The organism is Bacillus bingmayongensis, assembly GCF_000299035.1.
GTDB lineage: Bacteria > Bacillota > Bacilli > Bacillales > Bacillaceae_G > Bacillus_A > Bacillus_A bingmayongensis.
Genome location: NZ_JH921517.1, coordinates 1,001,905 through 1,017,309, shown reverse-complemented (window position 1 = coordinate 1,017,309; position 15,405 = coordinate 1,001,905). Strand labels below are relative to the sequence as shown.

16 protein-coding genes and 2 pseudogenes are annotated in these 15,405 nt (G+C 33.5%); 13 read left to right on the top strand and 5 right to left on the bottom strand.

The window, feature by feature from the left end:
* Positions 1–561: 561 nt before the first annotated feature.
* From Y7E_RS0112350 to Y7E_RS33635, 4 genes and pseudogenes are all read left to right on the top strand, one after another.
* Positions 562–2,037: a protein adenylyltransferase SelO gene (locus Y7E_RS0112350; protein WP_017151561.1), complete on the top strand. Its 1,476-nt coding sequence runs from the start codon at positions 562–564 to the stop codon at positions 2,035–2,037.
* Positions 2,038–2,464: 427 nt separating this feature from the next.
* Positions 2,465–3,162, top strand: a pseudogene (locus tag Y7E_RS34875) (nucleoside hydrolase); the annotation flags it as partial.
* A gap of 664 nt (positions 3,163–3,826) precedes the next feature.
* On the top strand, positions 3,827–4,534 hold the full coding sequence (locus Y7E_RS0112340; protein ID WP_017151560.1) for a DNA alkylation repair protein: 708 nt from the start codon (positions 3,827–3,829) through the stop codon (positions 4,532–4,534).
* 309 nt (positions 4,535–4,843) lie between these two features.
* Positions 4,844–5,014 (top strand): hypothetical protein, encoded by a 171-nt coding sequence (locus Y7E_RS33635; RefSeq protein WP_167321107.1) that lies wholly within the window; start codon positions 4,844–4,846, stop codon positions 5,012–5,014.
* A gap of 361 nt (positions 5,015–5,375) precedes the next feature.
* Here Y7E_RS33635 and Y7E_RS0112330 read toward each other — a convergent pair whose 3' ends face one another.
* The 4 genes from Y7E_RS0112330 to Y7E_RS0112315 form a co-directional block, all read right to left on the bottom strand.
* Entirely contained in the window at positions 5,376–5,714 is a 339-nt protein-coding gene (locus Y7E_RS0112330) for a hypothetical protein (protein ID WP_017151558.1), read from the bottom strand.
* 81 nt (positions 5,715–5,795) lie between these two features.
* Positions 5,796–6,065: a hypothetical protein gene (locus Y7E_RS0112325; protein ID WP_017151557.1), complete on the bottom strand. Its 270-nt coding sequence runs from the start codon at positions 6,063–6,065 to the stop codon at positions 5,796–5,798.
* A 97-nt stretch (positions 6,066–6,162) separates the two neighbouring features.
* A complete protein-coding gene (locus Y7E_RS0112320; RefSeq protein ID WP_017151556.1) occupies positions 6,163–6,957 on the bottom strand; it encodes a cytochrome c oxidase assembly protein in 795 nt (264 codons plus the stop codon).
* Positions 6,947–7,453, bottom strand: a complete 507-nt coding sequence (locus tag Y7E_RS0112315; RefSeq protein ID WP_017151555.1) for a DUF2243 domain-containing protein — start codon at positions 7,451–7,453, stop codon at positions 6,947–6,949. The genes Y7E_RS0112320 and Y7E_RS0112315 overlap by 11 nt, the downstream gene beginning before the upstream one ends.
* A 427-nt stretch (positions 7,454–7,880) precedes the next feature.
* On the opposite strand from Y7E_RS0112315, the gene Y7E_RS0112310 reads away from it, so the two are divergent.
* The 6 genes and pseudogenes from Y7E_RS0112310 to Y7E_RS0112280 all read left to right on the top strand — a co-directional run bounded on the left by Y7E_RS0112310 (position 7,881) and on the right by Y7E_RS0112280 (position 12,636).
* Entirely contained in the window at positions 7,881–8,261 is a 381-nt protein-coding gene (locus Y7E_RS0112310) for a GntR family transcriptional regulator (RefSeq protein ID WP_017151554.1), read from the top strand.
* Complete coding sequence (locus tag Y7E_RS0112305; RefSeq protein WP_017151553.1) at positions 8,258–8,956, top strand: ABC transporter ATP-binding protein; 699 nt, start codon at positions 8,258–8,260, stop codon at positions 8,954–8,956. Before Y7E_RS0112310 ends, Y7E_RS0112305 begins: the two co-directional genes overlap by 4 nt.
* Complete coding sequence (locus tag Y7E_RS0112300; protein WP_017151552.1) at positions 8,953–9,747, top strand: hypothetical protein; 795 nt, start codon at positions 8,953–8,955, stop codon at positions 9,745–9,747. Before Y7E_RS0112305 ends, Y7E_RS0112300 begins: the two co-directional genes overlap by 4 nt.
* A 41-nt stretch (positions 9,748–9,788) precedes the next feature.
* Positions 9,789–10,523, top strand: a complete 735-nt coding sequence (locus tag Y7E_RS0112295; RefSeq protein ID WP_017151551.1) for a Bax inhibitor-1/YccA family protein — start codon at positions 9,789–9,791, stop codon at positions 10,521–10,523.
* Positions 10,524–11,451: 928 nt separating this feature from the next.
* Positions 11,452–11,846: pseudogene (locus tag Y7E_RS31645) on the top strand (transposase); the annotation flags it as partial.
* Between the two features lie 70 nt (positions 11,847–11,916).
* Entirely contained in the window at positions 11,917–12,636 is a 720-nt protein-coding gene (locus Y7E_RS0112280) for an IS6 family transposase (RefSeq protein ID WP_017151548.1), read from the top strand.
* A 66-nt stretch (positions 12,637–12,702) separates the two neighbouring features.
* Here Y7E_RS0112280 and Y7E_RS0112275 read toward each other — a convergent pair whose 3' ends face one another.
* Positions 12,703–13,242: a helix-turn-helix domain-containing protein gene (locus tag Y7E_RS0112275; RefSeq protein WP_017151547.1), complete on the bottom strand. Its 540-nt coding sequence runs from the start codon at positions 13,240–13,242 to the stop codon at positions 12,703–12,705.
* 156 nt (positions 13,243–13,398) lie between these two features.
* Here Y7E_RS0112275 and Y7E_RS0112270 point away from each other — a divergent pair, with 156 nt between their 5' ends.
* From Y7E_RS0112270 to Y7E_RS0112260, 3 genes are read left to right on the top strand one after another with little or no spacing between them, the layout of a single operon-like run.
* The gene (locus tag Y7E_RS0112270) at positions 13,399–13,638 is read left to right on the top strand and encodes a PLD nuclease N-terminal domain-containing protein (RefSeq protein WP_017151546.1); all 240 of its coding nucleotides are present in this window, start codon (positions 13,399–13,401) and stop codon (positions 13,636–13,638) included.
* Positions 13,635–14,540, top strand: coding sequence for an ABC transporter ATP-binding protein (locus Y7E_RS0112265; RefSeq protein WP_017151545.1), 906 nt, complete (start codon positions 13,635–13,637; stop codon positions 14,538–14,540). The genes Y7E_RS0112270 and Y7E_RS0112265 overlap by 4 nt, the downstream gene beginning before the upstream one ends.
* Positions 14,537–15,325: an ABC transporter permease gene (locus Y7E_RS0112260; RefSeq protein ID WP_017151544.1), complete on the top strand. Its 789-nt coding sequence runs from the start codon at positions 14,537–14,539 to the stop codon at positions 15,323–15,325. Before Y7E_RS0112265 ends, Y7E_RS0112260 begins: the two co-directional genes overlap by 4 nt.
* Positions 15,326–15,405: the final 80 nt, after the last annotated feature.

The window sequence follows — 15,405 nt, the reverse complement described above, 5'->3', positions numbered from 1 at the left end:
GCTATAAAAACAGAAAAAAGCCACACTCATTATAAATGAGCGCGGCTTTTTCTGTTCTTAATACCCCATCCCTATATGTAATTGATTGTTCATAAGCATTGTTTCACCAAATATAAATCTTCATTTTATTATCAATCTTTTTATGATGAGCCGTAAAGTTTGCAATTCCTGAAAATTTATCCAACATTCACAAGCAGTAAAAATCCCACTGATTAATGTTTCACCTTATCTAAAGGTTCTATATCTCAACTTGCCGTCTTAATGCTCCAACACCGACTAAAGAAATTTACATAATGAAAAATATTTACGTTTTGGTTCTATGAATAAAAGTGTTACTATAAATACCAGAACTATTTGAATAAAACACAACTACTGATGCGCTTTTATTATTCCATTGACTAAAGATGTAACATACATATCTACAAGTGCATCACAAAAATGAAGGACAAAGATACAACAATTTTAAATTCTCCCTTCTGTCTACAAATAAAATGGGGAATATTATGAAATACTTTTTATATTATGCTTTAAAAACTAGAATGAAAAAGAAAAGGAGATCCAATGGAAAACAAAAAAGAAACTAAAGAAACCGGATGGAACTTGGACAATAGTTATTCCCGTCTGCCGGAGTCATTTTTTTCTACCCTTAGCCCAAACCCTGTAGCCTTACCAAAATTAGTCATTCTCAATCAGCCTGTGGCAACATCCCTAGGGTTAAACAGTGAGGAACTACAAAGCGAAGATGGCGTAGCGGTTCTTGCTGGAAACCGAATTCCCGAAGGTTCTACCCCTCTTGCTCAAGCCTATGCAGGGCATCAATTCGGACATTTCAACAGGCTAGGTGACGGCCGTGCACTGCTAATCGGCGAACAGATTACTCCTTCAGGTGAACGATTTGATATTCAATTAAAAGGCTCTGGTAGAACACCATACTCCCGCCGAGGTGATGGCCGTGCCGCACTTGGACCAATGTTACGCGAATATATTATCAGCGAAGCAATGCACGCACTCGGTATTCCTACTACCCGCAGTCTAGCTGTAGTATCAACAGGTGAGTCAATCATACGCGAAACTGCCTTGCCAGGTGCAATTTTGACACGTGTAGCCAGCAGTCATATACGCGTTGGCACATTTCAATACGCAGCAGCAAGCGGTTCAGTTGAGGATCTTAAAGCTTTAGCTGATTATACGATTAAACGTCATTTTCCAGCTATTCAATCAGATGAAAACCCATATTTAGCGCTACTTCAAGAAGTGATAAAGCAACAAGCAAGCCTAATTGCAAAATGGCAACTCGTCGGCTTTATCCATGGAGTCATGAATACCGACAATATGACCATTAGCGGGGAAACCATCGATTACGGCCCATGTGCTTTTATGGATACATATGATCCAGCAACAGTATTCAGTTCCATTGATACGCAAGGCCGATATGCCTATGGTAACCAACCATATATTGGTGTATGGAATCTCGCACGATTTGCTGAAACTCTATTACCATTGCTACATGAAGACGAGGAACAAGCTGTCAAGCTAGCCCAAGATGCGATTTCAGATTTCGGTGCACAGTATGAAAGTAATTGGCTCGCTGGAATGAAGGCAAAACTAGGTATATTTAACGAAGAGGCACAAGATAAACCCCTTATTGACGAACTCCTGGGTATCATGGAGAAGTATCGCGCGGACTATACCAATACATTCCGTGCATTAACTCTTGATACGCCTGAGGATACCGATTTGTTTAGAAGCTCTGAATTTACTCAGTGGAAGGAAAAATGGCAGGAGAGACTAGACAGACAGCAGGAATCGAAATCCTCTTCTCATCAACTGATGAGGAACAACAATCCTGCGATAATTCCACGAAACCACCGCGTAGAAGAGGCATTAGAGGCCGCAGTAAAACAAGGGGATTACAGCGTGATGGAACGACTGCTTGCGGTTCTTTCAAATCCTTACGCTCACTCTCCTGAACAGTCTGAGTACTGCACACCACCGGCACCATCATCCCGCCCTTATCGAACTTTTTGTGGTACGTGAGAAAGAATTAAGTTAACACCTTCCCATGATTCACTATTTTTACAATATAATGCTACTCCTTTACCTGATGGAGTAGCATTTTTTCTAATATAATTCAGTTACAAAATAAACCGTTCTTTTAGGCATAATGAATCTAGAGGCACCCTTGCTGTGAATTTTGAATAAAGTTTAATCAAAATATCACTTGAACGCACATTATACTTAATTGTTTTTTTATGAAATCAGAATTGCTTATTATTAGAAATCAACAATTGTATATGTTATTTGATTTAATACAAAAGGAAATTGTTCGTTTTTAACGAAAGTGTATGCTAACTAAATTAATTCATTAGTACATATAACTGCGAAAAGGTATAGGGACAATCTTATATTATAGTACCCGATTATACTCATTTTAAGAAGCTAATGCTAAAGCTAAGGAGAAACATTGTATGGGAAAAAAGTATTGTTTTTTGGAGATTTCGGAATTGATGATACGATAGCTCTTACATATGCACATTTAACAGATAAAATTGATGTTATGGGAATTGTTGCGGACTATGGGAATGTACCTAAAACAGAAGTTATTAGAAATATTCGTTTTTTACTTAAAAGTGCAGGAAAAGAATATAATAGAAGTTTTTGGTGGGGTGGGGTGGGGCGGAACATTCCATGACTGCAGAAGTTGAAACTTTTTATCCAGAAGTTCATGGCACATTTGGGATAGGACCCATTCAACCAGGACTAGAGCTTAAAATGTTTGAGAATTTCTTTGAGATTCTCAAACTTATTAAACAGTACAAAAATGAACTTATTATCGTGAATACTGGAAGATTAACTTCTCTGGCAACCTTATTTCTCCTTTATGGAGATATGATGAAAAATGTCCATTCTTATTATATTATGCGGGGTACTTTTCTATATCCAGGAAATGTTACTCCAATTGCAGAAGCTAATTTTTATGGGGATCCCGTAGCGGCTAATATTGTAATGAGATACGCAAAGAATTTATCAATTTACCCTTTGAATGTTACACAACCAGCTATCGTAACACCAGAAATGGTCAATTATATTCCCTCGAAAGGAAAAGCTAAGTTATTAAAGCCTCTTTTAGACTATTACTATTATCAATTTTATCAAAAAAAGTTCTTAGAAGTCTTAGTTTCATTTGAATTATTTGTTCTATCCTATTTGTTTTGTTCTTTTTTATTATGATTTGCTTATTAATCAACTATAAATCGCTCAATTCTCTATCGTTAGTATCTTTTTTATAAATGTAGTGTAGTGCTTTCCAAGAGGAAAATAAAAAATCCCTCTTGGAAATAGCACTATTTTTGTGCCGAAAACAGCTGTTTTTTACCTTTTAAAACACTTACAGGGGTCACAACACACATCCATCAACTTAAGAATAGACTAAAGATGGTGGTGTGGCGGTACCCCTTTTTTAGTTTTATAATAGAGTAAAAACCGAATGAAAATATGTATTTCTATATAGAAAGGAGATCTTCTATGGATCCACTGCTTATGGCTGTTATAGGACTACCGTTAACAATAGTAATATTAGTGTAAAGTGACAAAAAAGTTGTTTAATTTACAATATAGTCGTTTAAAAAATAATAAAGTTGTTAAAAAAAATGCGAGTCATTCTATTCAACAATCGGGCCGAATTGTTGAGGAATTATAGACAGTAGACATCCTACTTGAATAAGTTTAATGGTAAAATTGAGAAGTATGGAAGACTTGATAAAGAATATAAACTAGTTGGTTACAATTAAAAGAGTCTTAATATTAAGGAAGGAAGTGCAAAACTATGGATTTCGAAACAGTTATGCAGGAGCTTGAAGCCCTCGGTAAGGAACGAACTAAAAAAATGTACATATCCAATGGTGCGCACGAGCCGCTTTTTGGCGTAGCTACAGGTGCTATGAAACCAATCGCAAAGAAAATAAAAATAAATCAACGTTTAGCTGAAGAGCTTTATTCCACAGGTAACTACGATGCAATGTACTTTGCAGGCATTATTGCAAACCCAAAAGCTATGAGTGAGTCGGATTTTGATCGTTGGATGGATGGGGCGTATTTTTATATGCTGTCCGATTATGTGGTGGCAGTAACTTTATCAGAGTCAGATTTTGCACAAGACGTTGCTGATAAATGGATTGCAAGCGGTGACGAGCTGAGAATGTCAGCAGGCTGGAGTTGCTACTGCTGGCTTTTAGGGAATCGCCTAGACAATGAATTTTCCGAAAGCAAGATTTCCAATATGCTTGAAATTGTGAAAAATACGATTCATGATTCGCCAGAGCGAACGAAATCCGCTATGAATAATTTTCTATACACCGTGGGGATTTCATATTTGCCGCTACATGAAAAGGCAGTCGAGACCGCAAAGGAAGTAGGTACAGTAGAAGTAAAACGGGACAAGAAAAAAAGCAGTTTTCTAAATGCTTACGAAAGTATTCATAAAGAAATTGATAGAGGGAGGCTTGGTTTCAAACGTAAATATGTAAGATGTTAAAAATTAGCTTAGTATCGGGGTATTGATCCAAGAAGGATTGACACTCTTTTTGTTGAAGTTACTGAACTAACGGGCAGAAAGGTGAAGGAGAATTTAAATCATAACTTTATAAATACCATTGACTTGGAGTTCACTCCAGCAGTTATGATTTCGAGAGAAATTAGCTAAAAAATTAGGGTTCGTTCATGACTATTCTAAACAGCTGGCTTTAAAATTCTACTCTTCTAATCAACCAGACAAAGCAAGTCTATATTTCTACGAGTCTCACGAAGCCGAAGAAAAACTACGCGAAAAGTAGGCACTAAAATAATGAAAAAAGCCATTCAATTTTTAGGAATCACTCTAGGATTAGTAGTACTTTTTAGTTTTACTTCTACAAATATAACACCAAAGGCCTTAGAACACGGAGAAACATTTGCTCTAAAGCTAGAAAACAATTCAATACAGTACGTATTAAGAGAGCATGGAGAAACATTTTAATTCTTAATAATAAAGCAGAAAAAGCAAAAAAGAGCCATAGATTATGTGGCTCTTTTTCTACTTTTATTGCTCTTTTCATTTCTTCCCGTAATTTAATTAAAAGTATAATATTATCTTTAATTTCTTGTATTACTGTTGCTTTGAAATAAAGTTCGATTGAATATTTTGTATAAACCTGCATTTTCAGGTACACAAAAAGAACTTATTTTGAATAAAGATTAATCAAAATAATTCTTCATTTGTGCATACGGGATTGTGTTTTTATAACAAGTTTAATTAAAACTTATACAAATTTCTCAAAAGATAGTTTGAACAACTAGCTATATTAATACTGCAACTTTTTTATAAACAGTTTTATCAGTTATTCCTTCTGTTTTTTAAATGTACAACTTCCTTTGATATTAGCTCCTCCTACTTGAAGTGTGATTTGATTTTTATCTAAGGTTGCTGTAAAGGAACGGTCATTTAAGTTAAATGTATATACATTATCGGTATTTTCTTCATATTTTCCTGCAATTGTTCCTGCCCCATCTACCCATTGAACTGTTCCCTCTTTTGTAAATATTATTTTTGCTTCCTTATCGCAGGATGATTCTTCTGTTAGTTTCCAAGCACCTACAATTGCTGAATCAGTACTACAAGCAGATAGAAATATTAAAGAAATAAATGCATACAGTGATCCTTTAATCATTTGCTTCAAGCTTATTCCTCCTTTAAAGTAGGTGTAGCTTTAAAGTACAGTCCAATTAAAAATATGTCACAAATCCTTACTATATAATCATCACACCAGACATAATTGATTGTCTAGCGATTCATCTACCCCATCATTTAATGGCATAGAAATACCCAAATGCTTATTCTCTAATGATAATTGAATTTTAAATTGATAATCACTAGGTTCAATTTTTTTGTGTGCAAAACCTAATGCTGTTATACCCTCTATAAAGTGTTGAATCTTCTTTTCATTAGAGGATAATTTTATTAGTTCTTTTTGTTCTTCAAAAAATTGTTTTAGAGCTTCTAGTGTTGGTTTGGAATAAAGTTTAATCAAATTGGTTTCTTTTCTTTTTAAATGGACTCTCCGTTTTATAAAAAAGTTTGATCAAAACTCATTTAGAAGTCTTTAATTAAAAAGAAGCCGGTAATGTTTAAGAACTTACTGACTTATGTACTTTGGTTCTCGGTCTGCTGGCCCTGAACCATTGCAAACAAAGAATAAATATGAGAATAATATCAATTAAGTCTCCACCATAATACATTAGCATGCCTCCTATTTCAGCCTGTACAGTGACTACACCAGTAGGTGGATGAGCATAAATATATTTTGATAATATCCCATGACTGGCCAATGCAATTATCAAAACAATTGATCGATATATATAACTATACCTATGTGATGCTAGGTCAATATAAATCATTGATATGGTAAACAGATAGCCTGCAATGAAAACATGGAGGTGTATGAACAAATAAAGAAGTATATTTTGATGCATTGTCGAGTATAAGTTCGTCGTATAGAGAATCCATAGCCCCCCTAAATTAAGTAAGGTTGTGACAATTGGATTACTAAGAGTTTGTAAAGGTCTACTCTTTAGTACACGTGAAAGGCGTCGAGCTGTTTTCACATTGAGTGTTCGCAGGAAAAGAGTCATCGGGGCAGCTAGTACCATAAAAATTGGAGCGAGCATCCCAAGGAGTAAATGACCTAGCATGTGCACTGTGAAATCAATATGAGCACGATTGGCTAGGGGACCAATAACTGCTGTAGCCACACAAATAACTCCTAAAATCCAGAAAACAGTTCGATGTAATGGCCATCGTTTGTGATAACGACTTGATAAGACTGTAGCTATGATATAAACCATTAATATAATTACAATCAATAATAACAACAGGAACTCCAAGGAATTTCCGCTTTCATGATGAAGATGATTATTGTTCATTTAAGGCTTTACCTCTCAATAATTTTAATTCTTTTCTTGTCTGAAAAACTAGTAAAATGCCAATTAAGATCATTACAGTCGCAACTATGTTCCATATCACGTCGTAGATGAGAACATTTTCTACGTATCGAATCTGATGTATTTTCATTAGCTTGTGTTGAATTGTACCATCATATAATTGAAATCCACCGCTTCCAAGCATTATTCCACACCACCATCTTTTCAACCAAAATGCATTTCTACGGCGAAGATCAGCAACCATGAACAATGAACCAATCGTTGCAAACCAACTAAAAGCATGAAAAAGGCCATCTGAAATCAATCCAATATCTGTTGTGGATTTGTCATAGAAATGATGCCAATGCAATAGTTGATGAAAAATAGTTTCATCTATAAAGGCCGCTAATCCTAGTCCAAACAAGATGCCTGACCATAGATTACGGGTCAAGTAAACAGAAGAGGTTGAATAATTTGTATTATCGGTTTCAGTATCCATAAAATCGTATCCTTTCCACCAATGTATATTTTTAGTTTTCCCAAAAGAAATACGCGCTAAACATACTCTGTTGTTGGTTAGGAATAAAGTTCGATTGTATAAAAGGTTTGATTAAAACTCATTTAGAATTCTTTAATCAAGAAGGCACAAAACGATACAACTTTTTACAAACAATCAATGTTTATTCAAAACGGTATGACCTTTTAATAAACGGTACGACTTTATTTCAAATCCAGAATTAGATTTTTAATGATTTTATCAAAGATTTAACCAAGCTCCATAAACGGTCGTTTATGGGAGTTGGTTGATTACACTAATTCACTAAATATATCATCTTCTATTTATTATAGTTTTTAAAGTACCTATTTACATACAACTAGTATTAGTGTACTATTCATCTAGTACACTAATACTGAGGAGGAAAGAAATGAAAACTGAGTTTTCTCCTAATATTCCGATTTATATTCAGGTAATGGAATACATCAAAAAGGAAATTGTAACAGGACGTTTAACACCGGGTAATAAAATCCCTGCCGTACGTGAATTAGCGAGTGAATTGCAAGTGAACCCCAATACAATCCAACGTACATTTCAGGAACTAGAACGAGAAGGTATTGCTGAAACACGTAGAGGAACAGGAAGATTTGTAACAACTAACGAAGGAAAAATTGCAGAGCTACGCAAAGAAATGGCAAAAGAGTTGCTTGATAATTTTATAAATGGAATGGACAATTTAGGATTTACGGAAGAGGAAATTCTTTCAATACTACGGTCCTCTTTGGAAAAGAAAAGGGAGGAAAACGAATGACAGAGTTATTAAAAATTGAAAATATATGGAAAAGATATGATTTTAAAACTGTGATTCAAGATTTAAGCTTAACAATATCGGAAGGGAAAATTATCGGTCTTGTTGGTAATAATGGCAGTGGAAAAACGACATTATTAAAAATGATTTCTGGTTTTCGTCCCCTTTCTAAAGGAAATATTACAATTGAAGGCAAGAAGGTAGGATTAGGAACGAAAGAAATCGTTTCATTTATGCCGGATAGTCCTGTTTTTGAAAAGTGGATGACAGTAAAGGATGCTGTGTTTTTCTATCGAGATTTTTATACTGATTTTAATTTACAACAAGCAATGGATTTAATATCTGAGTTTAAAATACCGCTAGAAGAGAACATAAGTACCTTATCAAAAGGTACAACAGGAATATTACAGCTTATATTAACTTTCTCAAGGAAAGCAAAGTTATATGTATTAGACGAACCATTAGGTGGAATTGATCTTATTTCTAGAAAGCATGTATTAGATTTAATTCTTAACTTTTATCGTGAAGATAGTACCATTCTTATTTCAACTCATTTAATAGAGGAAATTGAAAATATATTTGATGAAGTAATCTTCTTGAAAGACGGGAGTATTGTCTTACATGAAAATGTAGAAGACATTCGTTTTCACCGTGGAAAAGCAGTACATGAATTATTTAAGGAGGTTTTTGAAAAATGAATCCACTTTTTCGCTATTTATTTAAGTGTAATAGAAAAAAAATAGCCGTCTTTTATTTTGGCTTTATTACTATTTCTTTACTCCTTTTATTTAATATGATAGGACTCTCATGGGTAACAGATGCGCTTACAAAAGATATAACATTAGGTATATTTATATTAATCATTGGTAGCACTGCATTTTTACTTCTTTTAATGGCGTTGCCTTCTTTCAATAAAATGCTAAAAAATTCTATGATTCGTTATACAGCTATCTCAGCCCCAAAATATATATATGCAAATTTATTATTCTTCACATTAATGTTTATTCTTTTGTTAGTAATAGGTCTAATTTTTTTATATTATTTTTCACAAAGTGCTTATGAAGGAAAAGGAATGGGGGACTTTCAACAAGAATTTCATAAGTTATATGAATATGGAATCGTCCATCACGTACTTGCTGTTTTTTTATGGGGAATCGATTTCATAAGTATATTAGTTTCTTGCTATTTCATCATGGTAATTACAAAGCTGATTCCTATAAAGTCATCAATGAGTAAGATGATTGTATTCATCATTTTCTTTGCTATATTTTCAACAATCCAAACATTAGTAATGGATATTTTAAGTAAATTAGAGAAATATGTAATTACTATAAAAAGTACTGGGTTCATAGATAGAAATGGCTTTATTGATACATCATTGTATCCTAGTGAAGGATTCACTATTTTAGATTTATGTTTCACTTGTTTGTTCATAATTGTCCTAGTAGCTATTACAGGTCGTATCATTGATAAAAAATTAGAGATATAAAGCCCCCTACTTTAAAAGTAAAATGTATTTAGGAGAAAAAAATGAGAACATCTAATCCAATGTTAAAAAAAGAAAAATTTCATAAAGAGAAGGCAAATGCTTCTACGATAACTATAGGCGGAACGATAGGAAAAACATTTATTATGCTTATCTTACTTCTTGCAGCATCTGTCTATTCATACGTACAGGTGACACAAGGTACAATGAAAATGCCCGTGTTAGTTGGAATTATAATAGTTACTCTAATTGTTGCATTTGTAGTTATATTCATTCCGCGCATATCCCCAATTTGCGCACCGATTTACGCAGTGTTACAAGGGATTTTATTAGGGAGTATTTCAGCATACTATACAATGCGTTTTGGTGATTCCATCGTTTTAACTGCTGTATTGCTGACAATCTCGATTTTATTTGCAATGTTAGTTTTATATGCAACTCGAATAGTAAAAGTAACCAAAAAATTCCGTTCAGTTGTAACTGTTGCAACACTTGGAATTTTCATTATGTATTTTATCGTTTTCTCACTAAGCATCTTAGGTGTGACTGTTCCATATATTCACCAAGGTGGAGCAATTAGTACCATCATTAGTGCAATTGTGATTGTTGTTGCTGCATTAGATTTATTACTAGATTTTGATTCAATTGAAAATGGTACTCATAGTGGAGCACCAAAATATATGGAGTGGTACAGCGCAGTAGGGCTTATGATGACATTAGTATGGTTATATCTGGAGATTCTTCGTCTGGTTTCTTACGTTATGAAAAACAAAGAATAAAAAACATCCTGCATGTTTCAAACATGCAGGGTGTTTTTGGTATCTCGTATTATCAATTAGATCAAGTTAGGCAGTAGCGAATGTATGATGGTGCTTTACAATAAGTCCAATCCATACTTATAAACTTTCACCCCCTCCTCTTTAATCTCCCTTCGATTACTACAAACGAATTAACAGTAAAAAAGCCAATTCTCCCTTAGCGTACAGGAAATCGGCTTTTCCTTTGTGAAATTTTGCCTAGCGTACGAAATTCGCGTTTTGTTGGTGCTATCCTATCGCCATCAAGCTAATATTTTGAAATGTCCTCAAAACGAGAATTTCGCGTGTTTTTAGTCTAAGAACGTTAGTTATTTAATTTTAAAAAGAACAGCTTTTTCTAAATAACAAAAAATACTGGATTAATGCGAGTATTTTTTGTTTTCTCTCCATAAGTGGGGATATTTATATATATAGAATATTCTTAGTTCAAAAAAGATGATTTATGTATGTATTTACCGAAATATGTATTATTACGATAAATTAGTTAAAGTGAGGTTTACATTACATAATTCGATTAATTAAGGATCCATTTTGAAAAAAGATTGATCAAAATGGATTCTTATCTTTTTGAATGAACATTCCGCTTTATAAAAAAATTTGATCAAAAATGCCAATAGTTTAACTTTTGTTTTATATATCAAAACTGTTATTAGAATTATTAAGGTGAGTTGATCATTTTGATTGGCACTTTCACAAAGAATCATCAGGGTAGATATGCATTACCAGATGGGCAATACTTTACAACCGGTGATGATATTGGGGTTAAGCTAGAGCTAACTTGGATTTTTTAATATGATTCACTTTTTTTATAATCGTTTGGAGTTAGTATAGTCATATGGACACAACTTAGTTAAGTCCTTACAATGGATTTCAAAGAGGAAGTGTCCGTATGGCAAACAAGAAATTTAATGAAGAATTTAAAAAGATGGTTGTTGAATTATATCATTCAGAACGATCTGTGAAAGAACTAAGCAGCGAGTATGGTGTATCAGAAGTAACGATTTATAAATGGATTAAAAAATATTCTCCTATCCCAACGATTGATGAGGAAGAAATGACGTTAGAAGATCTGAAACGAATGCAGAAAGAAATGCTTCGTTTGAAAGAGGAAAATGAGATTTTAAAAAAGGCTATGGCCATATTCGCGAAAAAATAAAAGATATAGAATTACATCAATTTATCGATTGTCAAAAAGAAACACACTCAGTTCATATGATGTGTCAAACTCTTGGAATAGCGAGAAGTTCATATTACCAATCTCAGTACAAAACAGAGTCAAAACGGTTCTGGTGCAAGAAATCTAGTAAACTTGGACATACTGATACTACTACTCTAAAAAAGGAGCATGATCAGTATGGAAAACCAAAATTTATTCAAATGGAAACATTATCAGCCTGACATTATTTTGTTAACTGTAAGATGGTACCTACGGTACAATCTCAGTTTTCGTGATTTGGTAGAAATGATGGAGGAACGAGGTTTATCCATCGCTCACACAACCATCATGCGTTGGGTACATCAATATGGCCCTGAACTAGACAAGAAAGTTCGCTGTCACCTTAAGAAAACAAACGATTCTTGGCGAGTAGATGAGACGTATATCAAGGTAAAAGGTCAATGGATGTATTTATATCGCGCAGTTGATTCTGAAGGAAGTACGATTGATTTTTACCTAAGCAAAACAAGAGATCATAAGGCTGCAAAGCGCTTCTTCAAGAAAGCTTTGCGGTCTTTTCATGTTTCTAAGCCACGTGTCATAACAGTGGATAAAAATCCGGCTTATCCTATAGCAGTTGAAGAATTGAGAAAAGAAAAAAACATGCCATCAGGCATGCAACTCAGACAAAAGAAATATTTAAACAATATCGTGGAACAGGATCATCGTTTTATAAAGAAGCGAGTTCGTTCTATGTTAGGATTGAAATCATTTCGTACAGCCACTTACATACTGAGTGGCATAGAAGCGATGCATATGATTAAAAAGAAGCAGGTTCATCAAGGGGTGAAATCTGTCCAAAATCGAAAAGAATTCATTGATAAGCTGTTCGGTATCGTATCAAAATCCGTAAGTTAGCAGAAAATTCATATCCTACGTTTTTTATAGATTATCTTTGCACCAGAACCATATTATTTAATTTGTTTAAATATCTGGAATAATGGTGACAGCTATTGTTCGAACTGGTGCATCTATTTCATTGCTCGCGGTATGGTAGTATTTAGTTATTAATTCGTTTAATTCGCTTTGGAATTGTATAAAGTGTTCCTCATCTATCTTTAATTCTACTAAAGAAAAAGTAGCACCATCTTCCCTACAGTTTTGCTCTTCTAATTTCTTAAGATAACTTTGATATTGATTCATAATTGATAATTGATAATATGAAACATAATCAAGTTTCTTCTCATTAGAAGCTTTTTTCCAATCTTCTACATTAAGTCTAGCCTCGATTTCATTTAAAGCGTAATATTTTTCGGAAACAGATTTCACCTTTTTTTCTTTAATAACGCGAATAATGCCAGAATCCAACATGATTTGTATATGTCTATATAGAGTTGCTTGAGGTACATCTTTAATAATTTTCACCATTTCTAAAGGGGTTAATCCATTTTCTTTATTCCTCATTAGTACCTGAGAAATTTTTATTCTTACTGGATGCATTAAGACTTCAACTTTATTACCCATAATGTTCTCCTTGTTTGTATTTATCTATTATTTTTCTATTTACCCATTCTCATTCTTATTATAAATAATGAGAATGGGTATTGCAATGCACTCCTTTTAAAGTTATCATTATCATTATCAATAATGATAATGATAACTTTAAAAGGAGTGTTAAAAATGCAACTGCACTATGGGTTTGATGAATTAAAAAATATTGACTTAATGGCTTTTATCCCCATAATATTGCCGTTTATTGCGGTAGGTACCCTATTAGTTTTAATTGCATTAATTGATCTATACAGACATAGAAAAACTAGAAAAAGCGTTCTGATTTGGACATTTATTATACTTTTTGTTAATACACTTGGTCCAATTCTGTACTTTGTTATAGGGCGAAAGGATAGTGAGAGAGCATGAAATTAGAAATCAAAAATGTGACGAAAACATTTAAAGAAAAAATCGCTGTTAATAACTTCTCGATGGAACTGCAATCGGGAGAATGTGTCGGCTTAATTGGACCGAATGGAGCTGGGAAATCAACATTAATAAAAGTGGTTTCAGATATTATTGACCCACACGCGGGCGAAGTTTTGCTGAATGGGAAAAAAATTTCGAAAATGAAAAGGGAAATAGGCTACCTACCACAGTACCCTAACTTTTTTCATTGGATGACAGCGAAAGAAACACTTACGTTCATGGGACAACTTTCTGGATTGCAAAAAGAAGAATTAACAAATTCAATACCTGAAATTTTGACAAAAGTTGGACTAAGTAGTGAAGAAAATTTAAAAGTTGGCACATTTTCCGGTGGAATGAAACAGCGACTCGGTATTGCACAAGCACTATTGCATAAGCCTTCGCTTATTGTCATGGATGAGCCAGTATCCGCATTAGATCCAATCGGCCGAAGAGAAGTGTTAAATCTGATCAAAGAAATAAAAAAAGATACAACGATTTTATTATCAACCCATATATTGGGTGATGCGGAAGAAATATGCGAACGATTTGTAATTATAAAAAATGGATCAAAAATAGAAGATACAACAATCACCGAATTGTTAAACTGCAATAGCAAAGATAGGATTAGCTTAGAAATCACAGCGAAAGATCAAAATTGGATTGACATTGTAAAAGGATTACCTTACGTAAAGGAGATAGAAATTATTGGGCATAAAATCAAAATAAAAGTTAATAACATCGAAAAAAACAAAAATATGTTACTAAAAAATGCACTTGAGCATGAAGTGGACATCTTAAAATTTGAAGTTGATAATGATACTTTAGAAGAAATATTCTTAAAATTGGTGGTGGAAAAATGAATAAATTTATTGTACTGATAAAAAAAGAATTTGTTCAAATGGTACGTGATTTTAAAGTTATTTGGCTACCGATCGTCTTTATCTTTTTAGGGATAACTCAACCTATAGTAACTCATTACTTGCCTTCAATTTTGGGAGCATTAGGCGGTAGTCAGGGTATTATAATTGATCCGAGCATGACAGCTCAAAAAGGTGGAGAAGTACTAGCTAGTACGTTAGGATCTCAATTTGATCAGCTCGGACTTATGATTCTTGCAATCTCAATGATGGGTATTATTCAAATAGATAAAGAAAATGGCATGCTGGCCTTTATTTTAACACGACCTGTTACTGTTATTTCGTATATATTTGGAAAAATTGTATCAAATTATTTGATAGCAGCTTTTAGTGTAGCAATTGGATACTTTGCTTCTTATCTATATGTAAATTATCTTTTTACAAATGTTCCATTTTCACATGTGATTACTGCACTATTATTTTATCTTGTATGGGTATTTTTTATCGTATCTTTTACAACGATGATTAGTACTATTTTTAACAGTCAGGGTATTATCGCATTAATTTCAATTGTTTTCCTTTTAGGTTGCAAAATAATTGTAGGTTTAAATCCAGTTATAGATTTTGTAAATTCAGCAAGTATGAGCAAACATGCAATGGAAGTCTTAATCACAGGATCAGTAAATTCAAAAGTAATAGATAACGTACTAGTAACGCTTGTTTGGATTGTACTAATATTCTCTGCAACGTATTATTGGATTGCCAATAAAAAATTTAATCACGAATAAGCAAAACGAAAAAAGGTCTACCACATTGGGCTGTCCCATCGCTATCAAGCTACGGTTTTGAAGTCTCCCCCATAAATTGA